Below are 24344 nucleotides of genomic sequence, written 5' to 3'. Positions count from 1 at the left end.
ACAACAAATCAGAGAGCAAATTTGGGAGGCTGTACCATTAAGTTGACACCAATGACTCAGGACTAATGACTTTATGTATGTTTGTATTCTTCCTGAATCATTTCAGACACATAAACAAGTTCGGTACGTGCTGTATCTGGTGTTTCTGCCCAAGGGTGACTGATGGGACATAAGCCACAAATGTACCATTGTCATCGGGACGAATCACAATGGTGTAGACTTGCAAAGGCTTCATGGGATGGAAGTTTTAGTTACACTTTCTAGTTTACAGCGATCGCCAAGCGCTCCTATGTCAAAATGAAGGTAAAATCGCTCCCAAAGCTAGACAAAGGATTGACCTGAGCAATGGCAGAAGAAAAAAATCACAATCAAGCGGGAGAAGTGGCTCCCAGCACTGTTGACAAACAGGCTCCCACTGTCGCTGAAGTAAATGTTCCCAGTACTGACGAACCAGTAGCAACAGATATCCCTACTGCCAACGCGCCAGACCCCAAAGCAGCCAACCCAGAAGTTAACCCCAACGCCGCTACGACAAAAACTGCACCACCCAAGGCAGAAAAGCCCCCAGCCGCAGCCAAAGCCGCAAAAAAGGAAAAACCCCCTGCGGTAGAAGATAAGCCGTTTGTAGAGTTTATGGAGCAACACTACTTGCCAACTTTACAAAAGGCGATCGCGGATCAAGGTGTGGAAGATTTGCAGCTGGCTTTTGCGAAACAGAAACTTCCCATCGCTGGTTTTCAGTCAGCTGAAGAATGCTGGCAAGTCATCGGTAGTTGGCAAAGTGGTCAACGCCAGTTTAACTTGTACTTCCCAGATGAAAGTATTACTGGTCAAAAGGGCTTTTCTTGTAACGAAGGTAAAAAGCCTAGCACACTTGAGTCATTCTTAATTGATGAGCGCCGAATTACACTAGACCTTTTAGTATTTGGTTTAGTGCAGCGTTTGAATGGTCAAAAGTGGCTAGGTAGAAATTAGTTAAGTTCATCAAAGCAGTAAATAACGGCTCCAGTAATGGGGTCGTTGTCTATTCTTACATAACCTGATTTCAACATTTCTTTGAGTATAGCTTCCACTTCCGCAAAGCTTGCGCCTGTGGCACTCACACCTTGAGTTACAGTCAAAATACCACCCTTTCGTTCTGCCGCTTGCAGCAATTCCATCATCAGTTCGTTACCAGTTGGGCGGTAGACTTGGGAAGCGATCGCAGGTTGATTTACAGGCACACCCAAGGGAGATAAACCAGCTTTAATTCTGAGGTTTCCTTCGTATTCATCAACCATATTCGGGATTAGTAACAAATCCACACACTGTCCTATCCCAAACATACCAAAAGTAAACAACCACAAAAGTCCAGTGCCTATTTTGCCATTGTATAAACGATGTAGCCCTCCTAATCCGACGAAAAAAAACGCTCCACTCAAAATATAAGAAACAAGAAGACGGTCTTTGTGCTGCTTGTTGTCAGGATTCATCTTATTATCAACCCTTTGGATTTTCTCTTGTTGTTGAAGATGGATTATTGATGCTATTTTCTGGTAAATCAGCGTGGTCAGCCAGAGCAATTTAATTATGAAAAATCACTTGCTTCTATTGTAATAAAAACCACAATCAATTACATAAATAGGAGTATTTTGTGAATATTGACCGCTAACCAGACTCTAACAAACTTATTCACTGGGATAGACATGATTCTTGATCTGACTAGGGATTCTGGATTTTTGGTTCCTTGGGCGTTGAGATATTGTTGCAACTCTTAACTTTTTCTATACTAAATTCTAGGCTGCATATTGGTAGACTGAGTTTTATACAAATAAATTATTCTCGTCTCCTGCGCCTTGTCAGAGCATAACCCTGATACCCGTTGGTAAACAGGATGCCATAGATATAATCATGGGGAAACCCTGATCGAGTCTGAGGTTTTAGACAACGAACTGGTATTAGCTCTGTTGGTGTAATCAAGATCATAAAGACAAAAGAGCAATTAAGACATGGTAGATTCCCTCAAAAAACCAGGCTTTGAAGAAATGCGGCCAGGGGTGAAAGCCCCGGCGAAAGAAACCCTGTTAACACCCCGGTTTTACACCACTGACTTTGACGAAATGGCACGGATGGATATATCCGTCAACGAAGACGAGTTACAAGCCATTCTCGAAGAGTTCCGTGTTGACTACAACCGCCATCACTTCGTCAGAGATGCCGAGTTTGAGCAATCCTGGGATCACATTGACGGAGAAACTCGCCAATTATTTGTAGAATTCCTCGAACGTTCTTGCACAGCCGAATTTTCAGGATTTTTGCTATATAAAGAACTTGGCCGCCGTTTGAAGGGAAACAGCCCAGTATTAGCTGAGTGCTTCAACCTCATGTCACGAGATGAAGCTCGTCATGCAGGCTTTTTGAACAAAGCGATGTCAGACTTCAATCTGTCGCTAGATTTAGGCTTTTTGACCAAGAGTCGCTCCTATACCTTCTTTAAGCCAAAATTCATATTCTACGCGACTTATCTTTCAGAAAAAATTGGTTATTGGCGCTACATCACCATTTATCGTCATTTAGAAGCAAATCCTCAAGATAGAATTTACCCAATTTTCCGATTCTTTGAAAACTGGTGTCAGGATGAAAACCGTCATGGAGATTTCTTTGACGCGATTATGAGATCCCAGCCACAAATGTTGAATGATTGGAAAGCCAAGCTGTGGAGTCGCTTCTTCCTCTTGTCAGTGTTTGCAACTATGTATCTTAATGACATCCAGCGTAAAGATTTTTATGCTGCCATTGGACTAGATGCGCGAGAATACGACATTCACGTAATTAAAAAGACCAATGAAAATGCTGGTAGAGTCTTTCCTTTGATGCTGGATGTAGAAAATCCAGAATTTTATCAACGTTTAGATACCTGTATTCAGAATAACGAAAAATTGGCTGCGATCGGCAACTCTAAAACCCCCAAATTCTTCCAATTCTTCCAAAAAGCGCCAATTTATCTCTCTCATGCTTGGCAGTTCCTGCGGTTGTACTTAATGAAACCAATTGATACTGTTGCAACTCATGGCGGAGTTCGCTAGCACCGCAAGGCGGAAATCAAAAATTTTATTCTATAGACTTTTTATTGACTTGGAATAGTGCCTGATTTACGCCGTGCTGTACTAGGATAGACAAATAATTTTTTGCAAGCGTGAGTGGTTCTGTATATAACAGAGCCACTTTTTTTATCTCATCCCGCCTTTGAGTTGTGCCAAAGTCTCCCCTTTCCTTGCTTTCGCGTAGCGTCTCCCTTTGGGAGAAGGAGAGGGGCTGGGGGTGAGGTTCTATATTTTATTAATCCTCATTCCCCTGTATAAATTGGGAGCAAAATTAAGAACTTTAGCGTCAAAACTGATTGACACAATTTAGGTTTACCCTGATGCACAAAAGTTTTAGGCGTAAGCTGCCACTTTTAGTAATATTCAGCCTATTTACTAGTTTTTTACCCGCTTCTGGCTCAGTCTTATGTCCAGCAGTTGCCCATGACAAATACGATACAGTCAGTAGAAACCATAGCAGATACGGAAGTAGAGGTGCAGAAGGACGCTCTGGTAGAAATGGTCGAGACGGTCAGAATCAGACTATATTTGTTGATGGTTCATCAGTAAAACTTGACCTGTCAGGTGAAAATGGCGAAGATGGTGAAAATGGCAGACGTGGTTATAGACCTGACTGCTATCATCAACGTGAAGACTTCCACCATGATATTCACGCACCCAGTGGCGGTACAGGCGGAAATGGTGGTAGAGGAGGCGATGGCGGCAATGGTGGCTCGCTCACAGTCCATTACACTGAACTAGCAGACTTGCAGAAAATTTTTGCCGATACCAACCCAGGAGAGGGTGGACGAGGTGGTAGGGGTGGTAGCGGTGCGTATGGTTGTAGATGTCGTAGACGAAGTTGGGAGATAGAAACTTGCACCGGAACCCGTGGTAAACCTGATTATAAATGTACGAAGCGGCGTTACAGGTGTTATGACGGCAGGACTGGGAGTAATGGTAACAATGGCAGAAATGGTAGTAGAGGGCGCTTAGGAAGGTTGAGTATTATTAACAGCAAAGAATCCTTAGCCGCCGATAATCCCACTTTAAAATTACCAATCTCTCAACTGATAGGTCAAAAATTCAACCTTTCTAAAAATAAGTGGAACCTCCGCCAGGGAGCAAATTCTCTACTTGCGCCTGGTTCTGTGATTGCGGATGAGTACCGGGAATTTGCACAGCGCCTAGAAAAAAGTTTTCAATTAATTTGGCAAACACAAGAACCAATCGCTAACTTTAACAATCAATCTGTCAATGCCATTTTAACTGACAGCGAACAAGTAGAAGTTACCTTTGCGGATGATTTATGGGTTGAAGGTAGTTCTAAAACTGAAGCTAATTTAACTACATTTACTGTTAATCATGCCATTTCCCAAAAAGATGCGACGCGATTAGCAGTAGCAGAGTTTGCCGAATCTGGGAAAAACCTCAAATTAAACATTGTCGATTTAGCAGCAAAATCAGCAGTAATTAAAACTCAATTCCAGGTGAGATTCCGGGCGCAAGATAGATTTAGTCAGTCATCCAATTACAAAACCGTATACGAAGGAGATATTCCCAATCAACTTATCACCCGTGACCATAACCGTTTTATCTTAGCTTTAGGCCAGCTAAAAATTCCTAAAGATGCCCTACGCCCTGGGGTAAACGTTGATATTGAAGTAGTGGTGACTCGCACCTTGGGAGAACGTTCTGCAAAACAAACAATTAACTGGCGGGGTGCTATCCGCAATACCAGATAATATCTACCAAAAATTTAAGAGGGTTTTTTGCTTTCTGAAACCATCTGCGATAGGAGATTTCCGGTAAAATCTAAAAACTGATCCAGCAACAAACCAATAATCCCAATGTAAAGTACCACTTCAATCATGTAATTAGCGTTGCCAGCTTTATAAGCAGTCCAAATCACAAATCCTAATCCTTTGGGTCCAATCAACATTTCGGTAGCAATCACTGTAAACCATGCTATCCAAATCCCAACCTTCAAAGCATGAAATAGATGAAATATAGCGGCTCGAAAATTGTTTCTTTGTCTGCGAAAATGTTGCATACCGATGGCACTATGAATAATCATCGACCAGAGAGTGCCAAAAAAAACAATGACCACAGTTGCTGGTTCACTGTTATCTCCAAAGACTACGAGGGCAATAGGTAGCAAGGCTATTGGAGGGATACTATGTGGTATCTGAAATAACCGCTTTAATATTTGATATATGGGGGTATTTATCCCGATCAAATATCCTAAAAAACTACCTAAAGCTGCGGCTGGGATGTAACCTACAAACAATTTTTGCAGACTAGCTAAAACATCTAAAAATATACTAGATTCCATGCCTCAGTGCTTATTAGTAACGGCTAGAAAATACTGCGGCAATCACAAAAAATAGCAAACTTACAAACAGTCAAATGATATTAAAGTCTGCTGATAGCAAAGTGCTGACGAGAAACCAAGTAAGGGCGGGTTTATTAAAATTATTATTAGTAATTGAGCATATCTGTAAACCCGCCCCTACATCAAGGCTTTCGGCAATAAACAATGTCCTAACCTCCTTGGCGGTTGCTATATAGGACTCATCTTTGATTTATAAAACACACGTAGGGTGTGTTATCGAGGAGTGTACAGCACCAAGACCCAGAAGACGGTGCGTTAGGCTAAAGCCATAACACACCCTACATATACTTTACTTAGATTTATTCAATCATCAAATCGGGTTGCTATATATTAAATTTATCAGTAAAGAAAAGCTGATTTAAAAAAGTAAAGAAAATTTCCATATTTCATATTCATAATGTTCATCATCCGCAACGCCAAAAATTAATATTACAAATAATTTCAATATAATTTAATACCAGAGATTAAAAAATTATCAGTGAACATTAATCGGTTCACTGATAACTAAAACAAAATCATTTTCCCAAGTTACGTTTCATTTGTTCCAACTCATCTTGAGTTTCCCAACGGCGAAACTTTTCTTCTAAATCATCCAAGCCACTGGTGTAACTGCTTGTGGGATTCCACCAACCATCTGTTTCTATGCGTTGCTGAGTTTGAGTTTGAGCGCGGGCTGTTTGGGCTTCTGTGGCTTTGGCTTGTACTTCCTGTCGCCGCACTTGAATTTTTCCCAGTAGTTCTTGAGATTGGGCTATACGTTCTTTTAACCCCTGCATTTGTCCCCAACGCTGGTTTCCTTCGCGCAATAGGGCGGCTTCTCGATCCTGGGCGGCGGCGGCTAAATCCTGTTTACCAGCATTTTTGGCCTTTTGAACTCGGATATGCCAACGCTGAATTTCTTGTGCAGTGGAGAGAATTTCGTCTTGCGATCGCTTTTCCTGTAATTTTAACTCTGCAATCAACTTTAAAGTATCTTCCTCTTGCTGCCGCAGCTGTTCTAATAGCGCACCTAACTCCAAATGTGGATTATTACGCAAGAATTCTTCTAAACGATGTTCTAGAAATTTACTTAAATCATCAAATAAGCCCACGGAAAGAACTCCACAAGTTGAGTGTGTGACTATTGTTATTGTAGTGATTATTATCCTATGGCGAAACTGAACTGTAGTAATATCTGTGTGCAGGTATTGAGGTCATTTGTGCTATGTATCTCAAATTAAACCAGTGAATCGGTTAAAATAATTAATAACTTTAAACTTGCTCGTCCTGTAAGTATGACCATGCACAATTCCGTTGAATTTCAAGACGCTTTTGATGTCATTGTCGTCGGTGCAGGTCACTCCGGTTGCGAAGCAGCTCTTGCATCTGCCCGCCTCGGTTGTCGGACTCTGCTACTAACACTCAATTTAGATAAAATTGCTTGGCAACCCTGTAACCCCGCAGTGGGTGGACCGGCTAAATCTCAGTTGACTCATGAGGTGGATGCACTGGGTGGGGAAATTGGCAAAGTGGCAGACCGGACTTACCTCCAAAAGCGCATCCTCAACTCTTCAAGAGGGCCTGCGGTGTGGGCATTACGCGCCCAAAGTGATAAGCGTGAATATGCCGCAGTTATGAAAACTATTGTCGAAAACCAAGAAAATCTGAGCATTCGCGAAGCAATGGCTACAGACTTGGTGCTGGATGCTAACGATGAAGTGATTGGTGTTGAGACTTACTTTGGTGTGGCTTTCGGCTGTAAAGCGGTAATCTTGACCACAGGTACTTTTTTGGGTGGCAAAATTTGGGTCGGCAAAAAATCTATGCCAGCTGGAAGGGCTGGGGAATTTGCGGCTGAGGGTTTGACACAAACTTTAAATCGCTTGGGCTTTGAAACCGGCAGGTTAAAAACTGGTACGCCAGCACGGGTAGATAAGCGGTCAGTTGACTACAGCAAAATGATTATCCAGCCAGGGGATGAAGAAGTACGCTGGTTTAGTTTTGACCCGGATGTGTGGGTAGAAAAAGAACAAATTCCTTGCTATATCACCCGCACGACGGCGGAAACTCATCGGCTAATTCGGGAGAATTTACATTTATCACCGGTTTATGGTGGTTGGGTGGAAGCTAAGGGGCCTCGCTATTGTCCTAGCATTGAAGATAAGATTGTGCGCTTTGCTGATAAAGAAAGCCACCAAATATTTATTGAACCAGAAGGACGAGATATTCCCGAATTATATATCCAAGGATTTTCTACAGGGTTGCCGGAAACTTTGCAATTGCAGATGTTACGCAGTCTCCCTGGTTTAGAAAACTGTACGATGCTGCGTCCAGCCTATGCTGTGGAATATGACTATTTACCAGCTACTCAGTGTTATCCCACGTTGATGACTAAGAAAATTTCTGGTTTATTCTGTGCGGGACAAATTAACGGTACAACTGGCTATGAAGAAGCCGCAGCTCAAGGAATTGTGGCGGGAATTAATGCGGCGCGGTTGGTGCGTGGTGAAGAAATGATTGTTTTTCCCCGTGAACACAGTTATATTGGCACGCTGGTGGATGACTTGTGTACCAAAGATTTACGGGAACCTTACCGAATGCTTACTAGCAGGTCTGAATATCGATTACTCCTGCGTTCTGATAATGCTGACCAACGGCTAACACCTCTAGGAAGGGAAATCGGCTTGATTGATGACCGCCGATGGAATTTGTTTACGACCAAACAAGCACAGATTACCGCAGAAAAAGCCCGACTATCTGTTACCAGAATCAAAGAACATGATGAAATTGGTCAGGCGATCGCTTCTGTATCCCAACAAACAATTAAAGGTTCAATTACCTTAGCGGAATTACTTCGCCGTCCGGGTTTTCATTACGTTGACCTCGACAGCTACGGATTGGGCAACCCCACCCTCAAGCAAGCGGAAAAAGAAGGTGCAGAAATTGACATCAAGTATTCTGGCTACTTGGCTAGACAACAAAATCAAATTGAACAAATTGCCCGTCAAGCCCACCGCCAACTACCTGCGGACTTGGACTACAACACAATAGAGACTCTTTCTAAAGAAGCACGCGAAAAACTGAGTAAAGTGAAACCCCTGACTCTCGGTCAAGCAGCACGCACTGGCGGGGTGAATCCGGCGGATATTAACGCTTTATTAATATATTTAGAATTGCGTAAAATCCATAACCAGTCTGAGTTTCCGGCATTAGCTTAATTTAAAGTTCATGAAGGTTGAGTATAGTAGAGGTGAAGTAAGTAGTATGATAGGTGACATGAATTAAGTAATGGCATCATCAGCAGTCTTCAGATTAAAGTTGAATTTAATACGACCAAGCAACCAATTCGTCTAATTTTGACGATAGCTTGAAGACTTGGTGCAAGAATCCTGATTTCCAGGGAATAGGGGCGGCGTTGCCCGTCCTGGCAACCACAACCCAAAATGCCTTATGTTACAAGCAGCCAGAACCCATCTCATTATTCCAGAACCATCAGAAGACTTAATCACCAACGAGCCGTGGTCGATAGATTTTTATGCTGATGGCTTGATGGATGAACTCTTTGCCGATATTGACGATATTTTGGATGTGAGTGGGAATCTGCCTTCCCAGACTTTAAGGCATGGCAGTCGTACACCACGTTCTGTAGAAGACACCTCGGCACACAATTACTTTCACCATTCAGGTCAATCTAGTACACCAGTGACTTCAGAATATGATCATCTGCAAACAATTAATGTGCCGCAGATTGCTTTACACAACTCTCTCGCCCGGACAGGAAAAACAGTTTCTCAAGTGAGGAACGAGCAAGTTGGTACAGTCGTAGTTAATAAATCTGGGGCAATTAGTAAGCACCAGAAAACTCGGCTGAATCCGCGAACACTACTAATTGCCGGCACAACTATCGGCGTAGCGATCGCAGGTACAATATATCTAGTGCAGTCTGGATTGCTGACTTTGATCACTTCCAGATTGACTGAACCAGATATTTATCTATCCCAGGAGCAGACACAATTACCTCCCAAGGTAGATGCTCAGACAGAATTAGTTAATTATATGCTGGGAGCGCTGACGATTATTGAGAAGCAAGGAGCTTCATCTAGTAATTCTGGAATCAATAATCGGGGAGTTTCTAACTCATCTGTAATTGGTGATTTAGCACCACCAGTAGCGGCTAACAACACACCACCTATTGCTAACCGTTCTACCAGTGTTGTCGAGCGCATTTACATTCCAGTTTATCAAGCGCCATCACCAATGCGTTATGCGCCACCACCTACTCCCAGCGCTCCGGCATCTCCATCTAATGCAAATACAGCTGTGCAACCACTAGCCAAGACTGCAAATGCCAATATGGTAGCTGCTGCTGTGCGCCCAGAACTCAAACCTGTCCCTGTGCAGAGCGCACCCATTAAAGTGCGATCGCCATCTGCGCCTCAGCCTGGAACACCTGCTGTACCAGTGCGGCCACCATCACCGGTAGCAGATACTCAACAGCAAGCATATTTACAACCTGCTTCTGTAATAACCGCTACCCATACTTTAGCGGGATTACTACAGTTAGGTGAGAAATCTGCGGCCTTATTTGAATTTGAAGGCGTAACCCGCCGGGTACATATTGGAGAAAGCATCGGTGCTAGTGGTTGGACTTTAGTCGATGTTGCCAACGGTGAAGCGATAGTACGTCGCAATGGCGAAGTGCGGTCAATCTTTGCGGGGCAGAAGTTATAATACAGTGCTAAGTGCTGAGTGCTGAGTGCTGAGTGGGGATTCTACTTTCATACTTGACAATATGACCTTAAACTCTCACGAATGACGACCAATTGAGTTTTCTGGTTTTATGGAAACAGGTACGAATCAGAGTCGCTTTTCTCAAATCTGTATTTTTAAGTGTCGCTTGTGTGAAATTAGCATCTGTTAAATCAGCACAACGAAAGCTTGTACCACCAAAAGCAGCAAACGCAACAGCACTTTCTTGAATCAAAGAGTACTTTTCATCGTCTTTCATAGCTCGCCAAGCAATGTAAGCGCTAAATAAAGTTCCGGCTATGGCTATGGCTCCCGCGATGGCGATGACAATGGCTCCGGTTCCGGTGAAGACGATGGCGAAGGCAAAGGCTCCCCCGAAGGCGATGTCTCCCACTATGGCGATGGCTAAGGCGATGGCGATATTTCGGGTTCCGGCGATGGTAAAAGCAATGGCGATGGCTCCCACGATGGCGATGGCTAAGGCGATAGCGGAGTTTACTCTTTGCACAACCATAACTATGAAAACCATAATGACTACTATTAAGGCAGTCCAACCTGTAACCTGACTTTCTATGGTTGAACTGTCAAATATCAAAGATATTAAGTATCCAGTGAAGGCGGAGAAAGATCCGTAAATTGCAGAGAAAAACCACGAAACACTGACTAGAAAAATCGCCCAACGTTTTTGTAGTCCGCATTGAGCATGGCTAAAGTTGGCATTCTGAAGATTAGCTCCAGTAAAGTTTGCCCCTCTGATATCTGCATAGCTAAAGTCTGACCCCTCAAGGTTTTGACCTTTAAAGGAGCGCCCACGGAGATTTTTACCGGAGAAATTCTGGTGCATAATTAATAATTCGTAATTTGTAATTCGTATTTGAAGGAGCGCCGACGGAGTTTTTACAGGTGATCGATATTCTGATACATCTTTAATATGTATTTTTTTCGGTTTTTAGGGCAATATTTGGTTTTTTATCCTAGAAATTTTTGTTTCCAGATTCTACCTGCAAATACTCTACAAGTGAAAACATTGAGAGGCTCAGATCCCCGACTTCTTGAAGAAGTCGGGGATCTTTATTTGTTGTTTGTGTTCTTAAAACCATAAATATGAGTATGATGCCATAATTCAGCAATACGGAGATAAAAAAGTTTCTATGCTGGATACACTGGATTTAACACTTTCTTTAGATAAAGCCACCTATAAGTCAGAAATTGATAGGCTGATGCATCAACTGCGGGAACTGCAAAATGCCTGTAGGGATAAAAAATTACCTGTAATTGTGGTCTTGGAAGGATGGGCTGCTTCTGGTAAGGGCGCACTGGTGAAGCAAATGGTTTCTTACATGGACCCGCGCGGATTTAAGGTATATCCGATTTGGCCACCGACCGAAGAAGAACGCAAATACCCCTTCCTCTGGCGATTTTGGGAAAAAATCCCCGCCCAAGGTCATATCAGTTTTTTCTATCACAGTTGGTATACTCATGTTTTAGAAGAACGCTTATTTGAGCGAGTCGGAACCGACCAAGTTCCCACAGTCCTGAAATTAATGGGGCAAATTAATTCCTTTGAGCGCCAAATGGTGGATGATGGAGCTGCGATCGCTAAATTTTGGTTACATCTGAGTCGTAAAGAATTAAAAAGTCGCTTAAAAGACTACGCCAAAGATGAATTAACTGCTTGGCGGGTGCGAAAAGCAGACTGGAAGCAAGCAAAACACTATGACCGTTACGCCACTTATGCTGAAGAGATGCTGGTGCAAACTAGTACCGGCGTTGCACCTTGGACTTTAGTTGAGGCTGACTCGGAACGTTGGGCGCAGGTGAAGGTACTAACCCACCTGGCTACCACTTTGACTGCTGCTTTAGATCGGCTGAAAATTCAGCTTCCGGCGACCGAGTTACCTCCACAGACGGAATTAGAAACCACGGAGTCAGACTTACTGGCGCAAACTGATTTGAACTTGAGTCTTTCAGAAAACGAATACGAAGAGCAATTAGCCAACGAACAGATAAAACTACGCAAGTTACAATTAAGCATCCATAAGCATCAAATTCCTGTCCTGGTGATGTTTGAGGGCTGGGATGCAGCAGGTAAAGGTGGGGCTATTAAGCGGCTGACCGATATTCTCGATCCTCGGAGTTACTTTGTTCACCCCTTTGCTGCTCCCACAGATGAAGAAAAAATTCATCATTATCTCTGGCGATTTTGGCGAAGATTACCCACGGCTGGGATAATTGGCATTTTTGACCGTTCCTGGTATGGACGGGTGTTAGTGGAGCGTGTGGAAGGCTTTGCTTCGGAAATCGAGTGGCGCAGAGCTTACCGAGAAATTAATGAATTTGAGGCTCAGTTAACCAGTGCAGGCTATGTTTTAGTGAAGTTTTGGCTACACATTAGCCCAGAGGAACAACTACAGCGCTTTACAGATCGCCAAAATGATCCCTTTAAGCAGTATAAACTCACCGATGACGACTGGCGTAATCGCGAAAAGTGGAGTCATTACGATGTCGCCGTAAATCAGGCCATTCAGCGCACCACTACCCCCACGGCTCCTTGGACAATTGTTGCTGCTAATGACAAATACTATGCCAGAGTCAAAGTCATTGAAACTGTTGTGGAAGCCATTGAGGCGGAATTAAAACGCCGTAAGCACAGTAAGTAGCTAAAATCCAGGATGATTTTTAAACCCGTGAATTTGACAATTGGGTAACTATAATAGAGATATAGCAACCGCCAAGGAGGTTAGGACGTTGTTGATTCCTGAAAGCTGTGATGTAGGGGCGGTTTGATTAAAATTACTATTAGTAATTGAGCATATCTGTAAAGCTGTGATGTAGGGGCGGTTTGATTAAAATTATTATTAGTAATCGAGCATATCTGTCAACCCGCCCCTACTTGGTTTCTACTCAGCACTCCCTACTCTGGACTTTGCTATATTTTCAGATAAGATATTGCTGCAATAAAATCTACTTTAGAAAATACATCTGTTTGACGTTAGGAATATATTCCTTAATTGCTCTCCTTATGAATTGAGTTGCTTTTTCTAAAGTTCCTATATACAGGATATTTCTAATGTCAATAGATAATCATTCCCTGGAGACGAAAAAAAATCATCTCCTTGCTGCTTTACCTGATGATGAATATGAGCGAATTATTCCTCACTTAGAGCCTCTTGAACTAACTTTTGAAAAAGTTTTAATAGAGCCAGAAGAACCGATTACAGATGTTTATTTTCCCCATAAGGCAGTAGTTTCTTTAATCACTACTATGGAAAATGGATCTTCAGTGGAGGTCGGTATAGTCAGCAACGAAGGTATGGTGGGCATCCCGATAATTTTGGGAGGCAACCAATCAACGACTAAAGCAATTGTGCAAGTCCCCGACGGTGGTTTGCGAATGAAAGCAGATATATTAAAAAGTGAATTTGACCGGGGAGGAGTATTGCAAAATCTTCTACTGCGTTACTTCCAAACTTTATACACCCAAGTTTCTCAAGGAGCTGCTTGCAATCGTCTCCATAGCCTGGAGCAGCGCCTCGCTCGTTGGCTACTAACTGTCTCTGACCGCATGGAATCAGATGATTTTCCACTGACGCAAGAATTTATTGCCCAGATGCTAGGGGTACGCCGTTCTGGTGTGACAGTGGCAGCTAAAGCTCTGAGCCAGGACGGAATTATTCACTATAGCCGTGGTAATATTAGCATCCAGGATCGTAAAGCTTTAGAAGCTACTTCTTGTGAGTGTTATCAGGTCATGAAAGATGAGTTTGATCGACTATTGGGCAAAGGATTCTGATCGCTGAGACTAATAAATATTTTGCGGTTTTTATGTGCGACACCGGACAGACAGTTAAACTTAAATTTGTGTAACCTATAAATTGTTGTGCAATTGAATGATGTTGCTACTCAGGGTGTTATTACTACACGAGGGTAAGATTTAATGTATACTCAATCCATTTCAGTTGAAGGTCTACGCTTGCTGGTTATTGATGATGACGTTGACACAAGACAAATTTTAAAAATACTATTTGAATTGGAAGGAGCTAAGGTAATAACTGTAGCTTCGGCAAGTGAGGCTATAAAATTAATATCTCAATTTAAACCTGACATTTTAATTAGTGATATATCTCTACCGGATGAAGATGGCTACTCTTTGCTGGCAAAAATTAGAGGTTTGATGGCAGAGCAAGGAAAACAGATTCCCGCTATTGCGTTAACAGGATATACTAGGGAAGAAGACCGCATATATGCATTTGCTTCCGGGTTTCAATCGCACTTATGTAAGCCAATAAACTTAGATGAATTAGTCTATGAGGTTGCTAATTTGAGTGGATGCAAGTCAGCAGTTTGTTTGGCAGGCGAAATGAGAAGTTAATACTGGCGCGATCGCTCTCAGAAATTTCTAAATGATTAGTATTTTTTGAGACATGATTTAACTGTAACTATGTTGACTGGAGCTACTTATACGCAGTAATAAAAGTAGCACAAAGGGAAATCTTGTCATAAATTCAATTTTATTCTTTGCAGATTTGCAAACTAAAGCTTTGAAGTTTATGGCTAGGAATAAATTTTAACTTAGTCGGTCTAAAATGTAGCGAACAGTCTTGACAATTTCGGAATAATGAAATAACAAGGTGGCAGCACATAAAAAAATGTCTTAGCTCACCCCTGCCACCAAACTCAGTAAATCTCTTAACAAAAAATCACGTAATTCCGATAAATCATGCCACAAAATACTGACCACAAAGCTGCCAATTCAGCAACTCAGGCAGTCGCCTACAAAGCACGTCTGAATTCTTGGGCGATCGCTCGTTTACTTCCTGATGCACAACGGGAGATTGTGGCTCGTTTCCGGACTCGTTCTGATGCAGATGGTTATATGCAACATTTAATGCAAATAACGCCTGATGCTTCGTTCATGGTGATTTTTGATTGCCAACGCGAAGCAGCTGTAATTTAAGGTGCTGACAAAGGCGATCGCACTTGAAGGGTAAGGAATCAGGCGATCGCCTTTCAACTAAAAATCGCCCAATTCCAAGAATTTAACGCGATTCAGTTCCCTGATTGGGACTACCTGCAACAGTATCTTCTCCTGGTGCTTCAGGTTTAGCGCTGCCTTTAGCCTCACTTTCAACAGGATTACCAGTCTTGCGGATGTCAGCTTCCAGGGGAGTTTGATAGCCACCAGAAGCGGTGGGAGTAGTTTCTTTAGAATTAGATTTTTGTTTTTGCTCTTCTGGCATAATTGCAGTCCTATGATTTAATTGTTGCAATTATTTTAAGCGACTCATAAGTATAAATTCATCTATCAAAACTCTGATCATGGCTGATTAATTCCTCTCTCCAAAGGATTGTTCTGTCTTACTTACTTAGAATTACATTTATTTATCAGAGGTTCAAAAACATATCCGTACAGCCACTCCAGAGGGAATGTTCCAGACATGATCTCTGTGTTCAAAAATATCCCTATGATGGCAGTTGAATCAGTAGCAGTATAATCACTGATATCTTTATCAAGATAAAATGAAGAACTAAGAATTATTGATGTGTTGTTAATAACCATTATTTGGATTCCCAATCTAGTTGTAAACCTTTGCAATTGTGAACCACTACATTTATCTGCACGGTTTTGCCTCCAGCCCAAAATCTGCCAAAGCACAAGACATGAGCGAGCGCTTTGCCCAAATACAGACAAAGCTGAAAATTCCCGATTTGAATGCTGGCGATTTTTCCCAATTGACTATAACTCGGCAGATCACTCAAGTTGCCGCCGAATTTCCTGATGATTCCACGCCTGTAACCCTGATTGGTTCTAGCTTAGGCGGTTTAACATCTGCCTATCTCGCCCAACAATATCCACAAGTGCAACGCCTGGTTTTACTCGCACCAGCTTTTGGGTTTTTATCCCATTGGTTAACTAAGCTAGGAGACAAAGAAATCCAGCGTTGGCAACAAGAAAAATATTTAATGATTCACCACTATGGGCAAGGGCGATCACTTCCCCTCAGTTATAATTTTGTTACAGATACAGAGCAATACTCAGAAGAAATACTACAACGCCCCATACCCACACTGATATTGCATGGCAAACAAGACCAAGTAATTCCGATTACAGCCAGTCGGGAATTTGCGCGGTTACGTCCTTGGGTAGAATTAATAGAACTTGACAGCGATCACGGCTTAGGCAACGTCATGGCAGAAATTTGGCAAGCAATTCACCGATTCTGTCAGTTCCAGCAAACAAGCTAAAATAACTAACACCTTAGTCGCGTGTCAATTGTCGCTGACTAATAACTAATGACTAATGACCAAAACTATGCTTCCTTTTATCAGGTCAGATTTAGCCCAATTTACCGCTTATAAACCCCACCCCAGCAGTGATACAGCCGCAGCGATTCCTGTGCAGTTGGATCGGCTGGATACTAACGAAAGTCCTCATGATTTGCCACCAGAATTAAAAGAAAAACTGGCTTGGACATATCAGCAAGTAATTGAAACAAATCGTTATCCTGACGGTGGACATGAGACACTCAAGGAAGCGATCGCTAAATATGTCAATGATTCAGCTTCCCTGACTTCATCTGTATTTACTGCTGCTAATATTTCTGTAGGTAATGGTTCAGATGAACTAATTCGTTCATTATTGATCGCCACCTGTCTGAGAGGAGAAGGCTCAGTTTTAGTCGCCAATCCGACTTTTTCCATGTATGGAATTTTAGCCAAAACGTTGGGTATTCCTGTGGTGACGGTGGACAGAAATCCCGATAATTTTGAAATTGACTTAAAATCTGCCCAATCTGCCATTGAAGAAACTCAAAATCCGCCGATTCGGGTAGTTTTTGTAGTGCATCCTAATTCTCCGACTGGAAATGGTTTAACTGCGGCTGAATTGTCATGGTTAAGAAGTTTGGGTGAGCAAATTTTGGTGGTAATTGATGAAGCTTACTTTGAATTTAGCCAGACTACCTTAGTTAGTGAATTAGCACAGCGTTCTAACTGGATAGTGCTAAGAACTTTTTCTAAAGCCTTCCGGTTAGCAGCACTCCGAGTGGGTTATTGTGTCGCTCATCCACAGGCGATCGCAATTTTAGAAAAAGTCCGCTTACCTTATAATCTTCCTAGCTTTTCCATTGCTGCGGCCTTAGCTGCGATGCAAAATAGCCACCTTCTACTCGCAGCAATTCCCCCAACGTTAGATGAGCGAGATAAACTCATAGAACTTTTATCCCCACATCCAGCCTTAAAAATCAGCAAAAGTGCGGCTAACTTTATTTTCCTGCGTCTCCAAGCCAATAACTCTGACACAGAAAATGCTACCTTAAAAACTCTTCACCAAACACTCAAGGTGAATGGCACTCTTGTCCGCGAAATTAGCGGAGGATTGCGAATTACTATTGGCACATCCGACGAAAATGCCCGCACCATTAGTAGAATAAAAGCTGCATTGGCAAATCTGAAATTGTAACTAATTGCCCAAACGGCGGACTACAGCAACCGTTTGTGGCAACACTCCCACTAACAGGGCAAAGACAATATCAGGCATTTGAGCCACCACTGGGAGGGGAAAATATTGTTCAAATTGATCTAAAATTTTCTGGACTCGCTGTTGGGGAAGAGGGTTTTCTGTAATTTGCTTGATTAACCGAATCCACTGTCGCCTAATTAGATACGCCTTTTGACGCTCCTCATGAGATTCGGGAGTTAATAAAGACAAATTCCCGATGGGTAGTACCATCTCACAATCAGTATCATAACTCCCGCCAACGGCAGCGCCAGGCCCGGCAAATTCTGCATGATAGCGCTTAAAGAGTATTAAACCATTGCGCTTACGACTATTGACAACTAAAGTTTTTCCACTGTGCAGAAGTGTCAGGATATTCGAGGCGTATGACTGCTCAGTTCCATCTGTCATCACAGAATGGTCCAGGAGAATAGTTTCAGGGTAAAAGGTTGATACCATAGCAGCTTGATAGCGTCGGTAGCTTTCGCTATCCATGTTTTCTCGAACTTGCAGATAAGTGGGTAGTCTGATGTGATTCAAGCAGGGACTTAGTTGAACTGCCATCGGACTGGGGATTTTTTTTTAAAATTTCTTGATAACAAAAGCTTACTGTTTTATTTAACTAAAATATCAAAAACAGAATTTGATTAGTCAATAATTAATCACATTCTAGGGGATTTAGTTGCATTTGTCGTCAAAAATTAACTAAACTTTTTTAAAGTTTCGATAAAGATGAATTTTTCAATACCAAATTAGTATGAGGTATGGAAATTTGATTAAGCGTAATTTTACGGTTGTTTGATCATGGACTTTATTATATGGATTGAAAAATTTGCTGTTTAGTTGTGCCATCTCATTTACACAACATAATATTATGCTTAATCAAAATAGACATATTGGGATAAATTTCTATTGACTTGGATTATTTAGCTGTTTATGCAATAAAATTTGCCGGGAGCGTCTGAGGAAAAATGTATTCCAATTATTAGATTCTAATTTATGTACCTTATATCCCAACTTAAAATATAGTTGTCGTGCGTGATGGTTATTTTCCAAAACATGGAGGTATAAGTCTTGAAACCCCCACTCATGAGAAAATCTTTCACAACTCATCAGCAACTCCGAAGCAACACCATGCCTCCGATATTGGGGGTGAACCGCTAAATTAGAAAGATAAGGACAGCTACTACCCGCCTGTATCCAAGAATCACTGAAACGCACACCCAATTCCACGGTTCCAACTAAGTTATGAGTGGAAGTAGCAGTAGTGTCAATCGCAACCAAACAAATATGATGGGGTGCAGCTGATGACAAGCGATGTTTGAGGTCTTCGTAAATACCCAGACGTAATATCGGAAAAGCCCATCCCCAGAAACCATCATGTCCATGAAAGCTTTCGGCAATAATGTGGGCGATACCAGTCAAATCATCAAGTGTAGCCACACGAATTTGGAATTGCCAAGAAGCTTGTTCTGTGGCAGATATGACTGGCTGATGGTAGTAAGGATCAAAGAACCAGGATGTCAAGGCTAGTTTAGTATTGATTTAATTAAAGGGAAATTTCTCAAATATCCTAAAACACGGTAAAAGCTGTGTGAAATTTGAAAATTGATCTAAATAACTGAGTTGGCATTGAAATTCTAACTTAATACGGGTTATTTAACCAAACGCGAAAGTCTTCACTCTCGGCCTACTCGCCGAGTGGGGACTTCCGCAACACGTTAAAAAATAAAAAGCCGTACAACATTATGTTGCACGGCTTTTGGTGTAGTGTGAGGAGCTTAACTAAGTACCATCATAAAGGAATGCCAAAGTGGCAGAACACTCGTAACAATTTTGGTAACGGAATTTTTTTGGGTGAAATTACGCTAGCATAGCTTGTAGTTAAGGCATCCGCCTCACACATCTGCCCAGAGGTAAGGATCAATAAGGCTATTTATAGAGGTTTTCATAAGAGTGAGAACAGTGGTCAAAGCCTTGATGTAGGGGCGGGTATGGCTACGCCACGCAAGCTATGACAGATATGTTCAATTACCAATAATAATTTTAATAAACCCGCCCCTACTTGGTTTATACTCAGAACTCAGAACTTGGTGTCCGGGCGGGTTTACTAAGAATTTCGACGAACCACAAACTCACTGCTTAAACCCGCCCCTACCCATTCAGCACTCAGCACTCTGCTATATGATTGGTGTTCGCTTACCTGTGGGGTTTTTCAAACTCCACTTGCTGCAAATCGGAAAACCAGTCCAACGCAGTAGCTCTACTGTAATAATCTATAAATGATTCCACTAATAATTGTGGCAATAGGTAAAGTTAAAATCCACGAAAATAAAATCTGATAAAAAACACGGGTTTTGGCTTCCTTCTCAATCAGTCCTACACCAAAAATCGCACTAACTGAAACTTGAGTCATGGAAACAGGAAGCCCAAAATAACTAGACGCAATGACCAAAATTGCAGTTGCAATATTGGCTGATAATCCCTGGTGATGATTTATGGCAGTGATGTTTTGACTCATGGTTTGGGCAATTTTTTGAGAGTTGAGTAAACCACCTAGTCCCATTGCCATTGCTATTGTCAGCATTCCTCCCTGAACTGAAAAATAATCAATAATTAAAATCAGTGCCACAATTTTAGGTGTATGATTAAAACCTCTAGTAAAACTGATAATACCTGCACTGATAACGTGGCAAGTATCAACTATTCTTTGGTCAGGTTGTAGGTTTAATTTAGAATTGATATAGTGTAATAACCGATGAGTTCCTGCTGCCAAACAAATCGCAATAATAGGGCTGAGAAATAAGGGTAGGAGAAATAATTTCTCCAATACGGCAAAATTAACTTTTAATCCAATAGCGACTAATCCAGCCCCAAGTAGCGCACCTGTAATACTGTGAGTTGTAGAAATGGGAAATCCTGTTAGGGCTGCAACTAGCACGGTTAAGCCAGTGGTAATGGCTACCGCTAAATGAATTTCTGGTACATTAGCGATCGCATCTGGAAATATCCCTTGACCAGTAAACTTTTTTACCAAATTACCTGCCAAAAAAACTGAAGCAACTGCACCAGCAAAAGTTGTAAAGCTTCCCCATAAAATGGCTGTTTGGTAACTAGTTGTGCGGCTACCAAATAGTGTCGCGACACCTTTAAAGTTGTCGTTTGCTCCATTGGAATAAGCTAAAAAAAGCGTAGCCAAAAATAAACTGAGTATTAACATTTGGGGGGGCGTTAAAAGTTATAGCCGTAGTCATATCGGTTAGGTCAATGCTGAACGCTTGAGACCCTTGAATCAACTGGGTTTATCCGGGCTAAGTTCTCGTTTCTCTCAGAAACAGCTATACCCGCAGGGCTTTACAGCACTATGCATTCAGCACTTTGCTATCCCTCTCCAATTTCAAAACGCTGTCAACTTAGCTAGTTTAACCTCTCTCCCCAGAATAGTTCTCGTGTGCGACGATATGAACTCAGGTTTTAAAATTATAAAATATCTGCTGCGTCTGCTTCATAATTTCTTCGTAGATGGGTGTGAACCTTAGCTAATAATTCCTCAACCCTAAAGGGTTTAACAACGTAGTCATTAGCACTAGTATCTAAGTCGGTGAGGCGATCGCTCTCTGCATCTTTAGCAGTTAATAAAATGACCGGCACTTGATCTCCTGCACTTCGCAGGCGGCGGCAAATCTCCAAGCCCGACAAACCAGGCAGCATCCCATCTAAAATTACTAGGTCTAAATCTAACTCTCTGGCTGCGGTAAGTGCGGTGACTCCATCATAGGCTACACTAACTTGATAGCCTTCATAACTTAGTTCCAATTCGATAAATCGCGCCAGTTTTAGTTCATCTGCTACTAGCAAGATGTGCGTCATAGATGATGTTGAGGATTTGGGCAGGGTTATTAAGCAACAATACAGACTGTTGATACATCAATAGCCAGACATCTCAGGTGAGTTGACTTAGCTTAGTATAGATTTAAGCAAGTAACAACCGTAAGCCTGTAATTACCGATAGCTGCCGAGGCAAACACCATCCAACTTTAGCAATAACTTGTAACATCTTCACCGCATTCATCAGCAAGATAACAAAGCGCTTTAAAACGCAGACTTACTAATTGCTCATAGAGGGGATTTAATTTACACATTGCCGGAATGTGTAAAAGCTGATGACCAAACAGTTTGATGTCTCGTTCAAATGGACATTGGGCAGGTATAGCTCTACACAAAAAATGGGCGAGCTTGACACTATGAATTTCTCTAGTTTCTAACCACTGACGAATTGGGTACAGTAGGTTGTTATGTAACCGGGTATGAGTCAAACTGGCCATGATGTTTCACCTACAAAATTTATCAGCTAGGACACTCTATAAAATACCTACATTTGAGTTATGTGAATTTATGCAGTGATTCTTTGTTCCTTGATTCTTCTGATTTCACGACAAATTTAAGTTCCTGCATTCTAGACATTTGGCTAGACGTTAGGCTCGATATAGCGTTTCTCGGTTGTGTCTATAACAATACCTTTCGGTAAAGGGTGAAATTTACCCTTTCAGCTTTACCCCAACCACAAGAGATATTAATTTATGACCTTTAACTTTCTCAGGAACAAAAAACTTCTGTTTGACCAATGGGCCTCTAGCTACGACTGGCTGTTTCCTTCAGTAATTTACCAAGCCATCCATAAGCGGTTGCTGGAGTATGTGGATTTACCAAAGCGAGCTAATATACTGGATATGGGCTGTGGTACAGGACGACTACTAGAGCGCTTGGCAACTAAATTTCCTGATATATGTGGCACTGGATTAGATTTATCATCTAATATGTTGCGGATAGCAAGACAGAGCGATCGCCACCATCCACGTTTAATTTATATTGAAGGTCAAGCGGAGTCTCTACCCTTTGCTGAAGGTCAATTTGAGGCTGTCTTTAGTACTATCAGCTTCTTACACTATTTAGAACCTCAAAAGGTACTGAGTGAAGTAGCACGGGTGCTTTCTCCTGGCGGTCGCTTCTACTTAGTTGACATCACGACGAAAAAAGAAGAAGCACCGCAAATATTACCCATCTCTCCTCTTGGTATTCGACTCTATAGCCCTCAACAACGTGAACTTTTAGGCTCATCGGCTGGATTATTATGTTTGAGTCACCAATATTTACTAGGGCCAGTTTTACTGACAACTTTTACTAAATTATCCTAGAATTGTGGGAAAATTTTACTTGGTTTTTACAACAAGTAGGGGAATACTTAAAAATTAATTACCCAATAATTGTAGTCGGGGAAAGCGATCGCGTAACCCACTATCATTTTCAGGATAGTGGTGGGTTACGGACTATCGTCCTAACCCACCCTACAAATTGGTGATTTTATTCCTTGGAAGTCCCTAATACATTTAGGGTAGTTCTAGCTCTCCATACTTTGGGTACTAAAGCTAGAATAGTATTCAATTAGAGTTTTTATCAAGCTAGCTTTACTACTTAGACACAAGCTGGCTTTTTCTTTAGGTATCCAGTCAGCGAAGCAATTGTTAATAAGCCTAATATGAATCCAGGCTCAGGAATAGCAGTTGCTGTCAACTGACCGCCATTATCCAATCTGCAATTAGGAAATGTGCTGCATACTTCTGGTGATAAATCATCTTTCAAGAATATTGTAGTCGTTGGTAATCCTTGATTAGCATCTTGGAAAGTGTAGAAGAATAACCCTGCTACATCTGTATTGAAATTACTTCCTAAGTCAAAACCGGTGGATGTGTCATAACTGCCGGTTTGCAGAACAGTCTTTGTAACCGTATCAAAATTAAAATTGAAACTGCTGCTGGAATTAGGAAAATTATAACTGAAATTTTGCAGCAAATTTCCTTCTGGATTGAAGAAAGAAATCTTAAAACTATTCAACTGCTCATTGGTAACGACGGTTCCTAGTAAACTATCGTCAAAGCCAAAGCGTCCTGTTGCCGAATAACCTTGATCACCTGTCCAAGAAAGCTTAAATAAGGCGGCCTCAGCATGGGGAATGTTTATCAAAGTCGCCATTGAGGTGACAGCAGCTACAGCTACAGTAGCTGTGATTTGGTTACAAATGCTTTTCATTTTTTTTGATAACAGTAGTAGTGTGGATGGTGTTTATTTTTGCTAAAAGCAGTAATTGTTTCTGCAAAAAGCGGATTCTGGAAAATTAATTAATTTGCCCAATTAGACCCATTAAAACTCAAGCAAGCCCATATTAACAGGCTAACTTAGTATGACCAAAGGCTTTGGCTTCTGGTCTTTACGATCAAAAAGGGTAATTTTGGAATTAATTTTCCAAACACCTTTGGGGCGATTTTATCATTAGATTCATTCAATTTTTTGATTTTCCGAAAAATAAGATTTTTTTATTTATTTAAACAAAGCTTTAAGTTATCTTAACCAAAATATATTTGGTCAATATGGAATATACTTTCATATTTCTCTATTTATTTCACTGAATAATCTTGTGACTTTGCATGATTATTTTTGTTATTTATTATTTTCTTTATCACCCAAATTCTTGAGTCTTGTATAATTAATTCATGACTGATTGTGAGTGTGAATGGGAATTTTTATCAATTATTTGGTAAAATTAAGTGATTATATAATTCATTACAATGTATAGTTATCCCTCTCAAGTTTAATTAATGGGCTG

General features: G+C 41.5%; 23 protein-coding genes and 1 pseudogene. 12 read left to right on the top strand and 12 right to left on the bottom strand.

Going from position 1 to position 24344, the window contains the following annotated elements; all coding sequences use genetic code 11:
- Positions 1-97: 97 nt before the first annotated feature.
- Positions 98-235: a type II toxin-antitoxin system HicB family antitoxin gene (locus tag ACM0OW_RS22955; protein WP_414552663.1), complete on the bottom strand. Its 138-nt coding sequence runs from the start codon at positions 233-235 to the stop codon at positions 98-100.
- 110 nt (positions 236-345) lie between these two features.
- Between ACM0OW_RS22955 and ACM0OW_RS22950 the strand changes: the two genes are divergently transcribed.
- Positions 346-975 carry a DUF2996 domain-containing protein gene (locus tag ACM0OW_RS22950; RefSeq protein ID WP_414552661.1) on the top strand — a complete coding sequence of 210 codons (630 nt, stop codon included), beginning with the start codon at positions 346-348 and terminating at the stop codon, positions 973-975.
- Here the strand turns inward: ACM0OW_RS22950 and ACM0OW_RS22945 are convergent.
- Positions 972-1472 (bottom strand): TM2 domain-containing protein, encoded by a 501-nt coding sequence (locus ACM0OW_RS22945; RefSeq protein WP_414552659.1) that lies wholly within the window; start codon positions 1470-1472, stop codon positions 972-974. The genes ACM0OW_RS22950 and ACM0OW_RS22945 overlap by 4 nt on opposite strands.
- 516 nt (positions 1473-1988) lie before the next feature.
- Here ACM0OW_RS22945 and acsF point away from each other — a divergent pair.
- A complete protein-coding gene (gene acsF / locus ACM0OW_RS22940; protein ID WP_414552657.1) occupies positions 1989-3065 on the top strand; it encodes a magnesium-protoporphyrin IX monomethyl ester (oxidative) cyclase in 1077 nt (358 codons plus the stop codon).
- 338 nt (positions 3066-3403) lie between these two features.
- Positions 3404-4807 (top strand): collagen-like protein, encoded by a 1404-nt coding sequence (locus ACM0OW_RS22935; protein ID WP_414552655.1) that lies wholly within the window; start codon positions 3404-3406, stop codon positions 4805-4807.
- Positions 4808-4821: 14 nt separating this feature from the next.
- Here ACM0OW_RS22935 and ACM0OW_RS22930 read toward each other — a convergent pair whose 3' ends face one another.
- Positions 4822-5397: an ABC transporter permease gene (locus ACM0OW_RS22930; protein WP_414552654.1), complete on the bottom strand. Its 576-nt coding sequence runs from the start codon at positions 5395-5397 to the stop codon at positions 4822-4824.
- A 575-nt stretch (positions 5398-5972) separates the two neighbouring features.
- On the bottom strand, positions 5973-6548 hold the full coding sequence (locus tag ACM0OW_RS22925) for a TIGR04376 family protein (protein ID WP_414552652.1): 576 nt from the start codon (positions 6546-6548) through the stop codon (positions 5973-5975).
- 183 nt (positions 6549-6731) lie between these two features.
- On the opposite strand from ACM0OW_RS22925, the gene mnmG reads away from it, so the two are divergent.
- Positions 6732-8654 carry a tRNA uridine-5-carboxymethylaminomethyl(34) synthesis enzyme MnmG gene (mnmG, locus tag ACM0OW_RS22920; protein ID WP_414552650.1) on the top strand — a complete coding sequence of 641 codons (1923 nt, stop codon included), beginning with the start codon at positions 6732-6734 and terminating at the stop codon, positions 8652-8654.
- Between the two features lie 232 nt (positions 8655-8886).
- On the top strand, positions 8887-10167 hold the full coding sequence (locus ACM0OW_RS22915; RefSeq protein WP_414552648.1) for a hypothetical protein: 1281 nt from the start codon (positions 8887-8889) through the stop codon (positions 10165-10167).
- 67 nt (positions 10168-10234) lie between these two features.
- Here the strand turns inward: ACM0OW_RS22915 and ACM0OW_RS22910 are convergent, their stop codons facing one another.
- Entirely contained in the window at positions 10235-11029 is a 795-nt protein-coding gene (locus ACM0OW_RS22910) for a pentapeptide repeat-containing protein (RefSeq protein WP_414552647.1), read from the bottom strand.
- Between the two features lie 307 nt (positions 11030-11336).
- On the opposite strand from ACM0OW_RS22910, the gene pap reads away from it, so the two are divergent.
- From pap to ACM0OW_RS22890, 4 genes are all read left to right on the top strand, one after another.
- The gene (gene pap / locus ACM0OW_RS22905) at positions 11337-12845 is read left to right on the top strand and encodes a polyphosphate:AMP phosphotransferase (RefSeq protein WP_414552645.1); all 1509 of its coding nucleotides are present in this window, start codon (positions 11337-11339) and stop codon (positions 12843-12845) included.
- Positions 12846-13255: 410 nt separating this feature from the next.
- Positions 13256-13978 (top strand): Crp/Fnr family transcriptional regulator, encoded by a 723-nt coding sequence (locus ACM0OW_RS22900; protein WP_414552643.1) that lies wholly within the window; start codon positions 13256-13258, stop codon positions 13976-13978.
- A 144-nt stretch (positions 13979-14122) separates the two neighbouring features.
- Complete coding sequence (locus ACM0OW_RS22895) at positions 14123-14557, top strand: response regulator (protein WP_414552642.1); 435 nt, start codon at positions 14123-14125, stop codon at positions 14555-14557.
- A 348-nt stretch (positions 14558-14905) separates the two neighbouring features.
- Positions 14906-15142 carry a hypothetical protein gene (locus ACM0OW_RS22890; protein ID WP_414552640.1) on the top strand — a complete coding sequence of 79 codons (237 nt, stop codon included), beginning with the start codon at positions 14906-14908 and terminating at the stop codon, positions 15140-15142.
- A gap of 82 nt (positions 15143-15224) precedes the next feature.
- Here ACM0OW_RS22890 and ACM0OW_RS22885 read toward each other — a convergent pair whose 3' ends face one another.
- Positions 15225-15425: a hypothetical protein gene (locus ACM0OW_RS22885; RefSeq protein ID WP_414552639.1), complete on the bottom strand. Its 201-nt coding sequence runs from the start codon at positions 15423-15425 to the stop codon at positions 15225-15227.
- A gap of 358 nt (positions 15426-15783) precedes the next feature.
- Between ACM0OW_RS22885 and ACM0OW_RS22880 the strand changes: the two genes are divergently transcribed.
- Both ACM0OW_RS22880 and ACM0OW_RS22875 read left to right on the top strand, forming a co-directional pair.
- Positions 15784-16431 (top strand): YqiA/YcfP family alpha/beta fold hydrolase, encoded by a 648-nt coding sequence (locus tag ACM0OW_RS22880; RefSeq protein ID WP_414552637.1) that lies wholly within the window; start codon positions 15784-15786, stop codon positions 16429-16431.
- A gap of 67 nt (positions 16432-16498) precedes the next feature.
- A complete protein-coding gene (locus tag ACM0OW_RS22875; RefSeq protein ID WP_414552667.1) occupies positions 16499-17647 on the top strand; it encodes a histidinol-phosphate transaminase in 1149 nt (382 codons plus the stop codon).
- Here the strand turns inward: ACM0OW_RS22875 and ACM0OW_RS22870 are convergent, their stop codons facing one another.
- From ACM0OW_RS22870 to ACM0OW_RS22850, 5 genes and pseudogenes are all read right to left on the bottom strand, one after another.
- Positions 17648-18178 (bottom strand): hypothetical protein, encoded by a 531-nt coding sequence (locus tag ACM0OW_RS22870; protein ID WP_414552665.1) that lies wholly within the window; start codon positions 18176-18178, stop codon positions 17648-17650.
- 414 nt (positions 18179-18592) lie between these two features.
- Positions 18593-19210: a GNAT family N-acetyltransferase gene (locus ACM0OW_RS22865; protein ID WP_414552636.1), complete on the bottom strand. Its 618-nt coding sequence runs from the start codon at positions 19208-19210 to the stop codon at positions 18593-18595.
- 736 nt (positions 19211-19946) lie between these two features.
- Positions 19947-20882, bottom strand: coding sequence for an anion permease (locus ACM0OW_RS22860; RefSeq protein ID WP_414552634.1), 936 nt, complete (start codon positions 20880-20882; stop codon positions 19947-19949).
- A 284-nt stretch (positions 20883-21166) separates the two neighbouring features.
- Positions 21167-21553 (bottom strand): annotated as a pseudogene (locus ACM0OW_RS22855) (response regulator transcription factor); the annotation flags it as partial.
- 167 nt (positions 21554-21720) lie between these two features.
- Positions 21721-22008, bottom strand: coding sequence for a Mo-dependent nitrogenase C-terminal domain-containing protein (locus tag ACM0OW_RS22850; protein WP_414552633.1), 288 nt, complete (start codon positions 22006-22008; stop codon positions 21721-21723).
- A gap of 255 nt (positions 22009-22263) precedes the next feature.
- Between ACM0OW_RS22850 and ACM0OW_RS22845 the strand changes: the two genes are divergently transcribed.
- Positions 22264-22878 carry a class I SAM-dependent methyltransferase gene (locus tag ACM0OW_RS22845; RefSeq protein WP_414552631.1) on the top strand — a complete coding sequence of 205 codons (615 nt, stop codon included), beginning with the start codon at positions 22264-22266 and terminating at the stop codon, positions 22876-22878.
- Between the two features lie 277 nt (positions 22879-23155).
- Here the strand turns inward: ACM0OW_RS22845 and ACM0OW_RS22840 are convergent, their stop codons facing one another.
- Positions 23156-23770, bottom strand: a complete 615-nt coding sequence (locus tag ACM0OW_RS22840) for a PEP-CTERM sorting domain-containing protein (RefSeq protein WP_414552629.1) — start codon at positions 23768-23770, stop codon at positions 23156-23158.
- Positions 23771-24344: the final 574 nt, after the last annotated feature.

Origin of the sequence: Anabaena sp. CCY 0017, assembly GCF_963920885.1 — a bacterium.
Taxonomy (GTDB): Bacteria; Cyanobacteriota; Cyanobacteriia; order Cyanobacteriales; family Nostocaceae; genus Nodularia.
The sequence above is the reverse complement of the archived record's forward strand: the minus strand, read 5'-3'. Positions and strand labels throughout refer to the sequence as shown.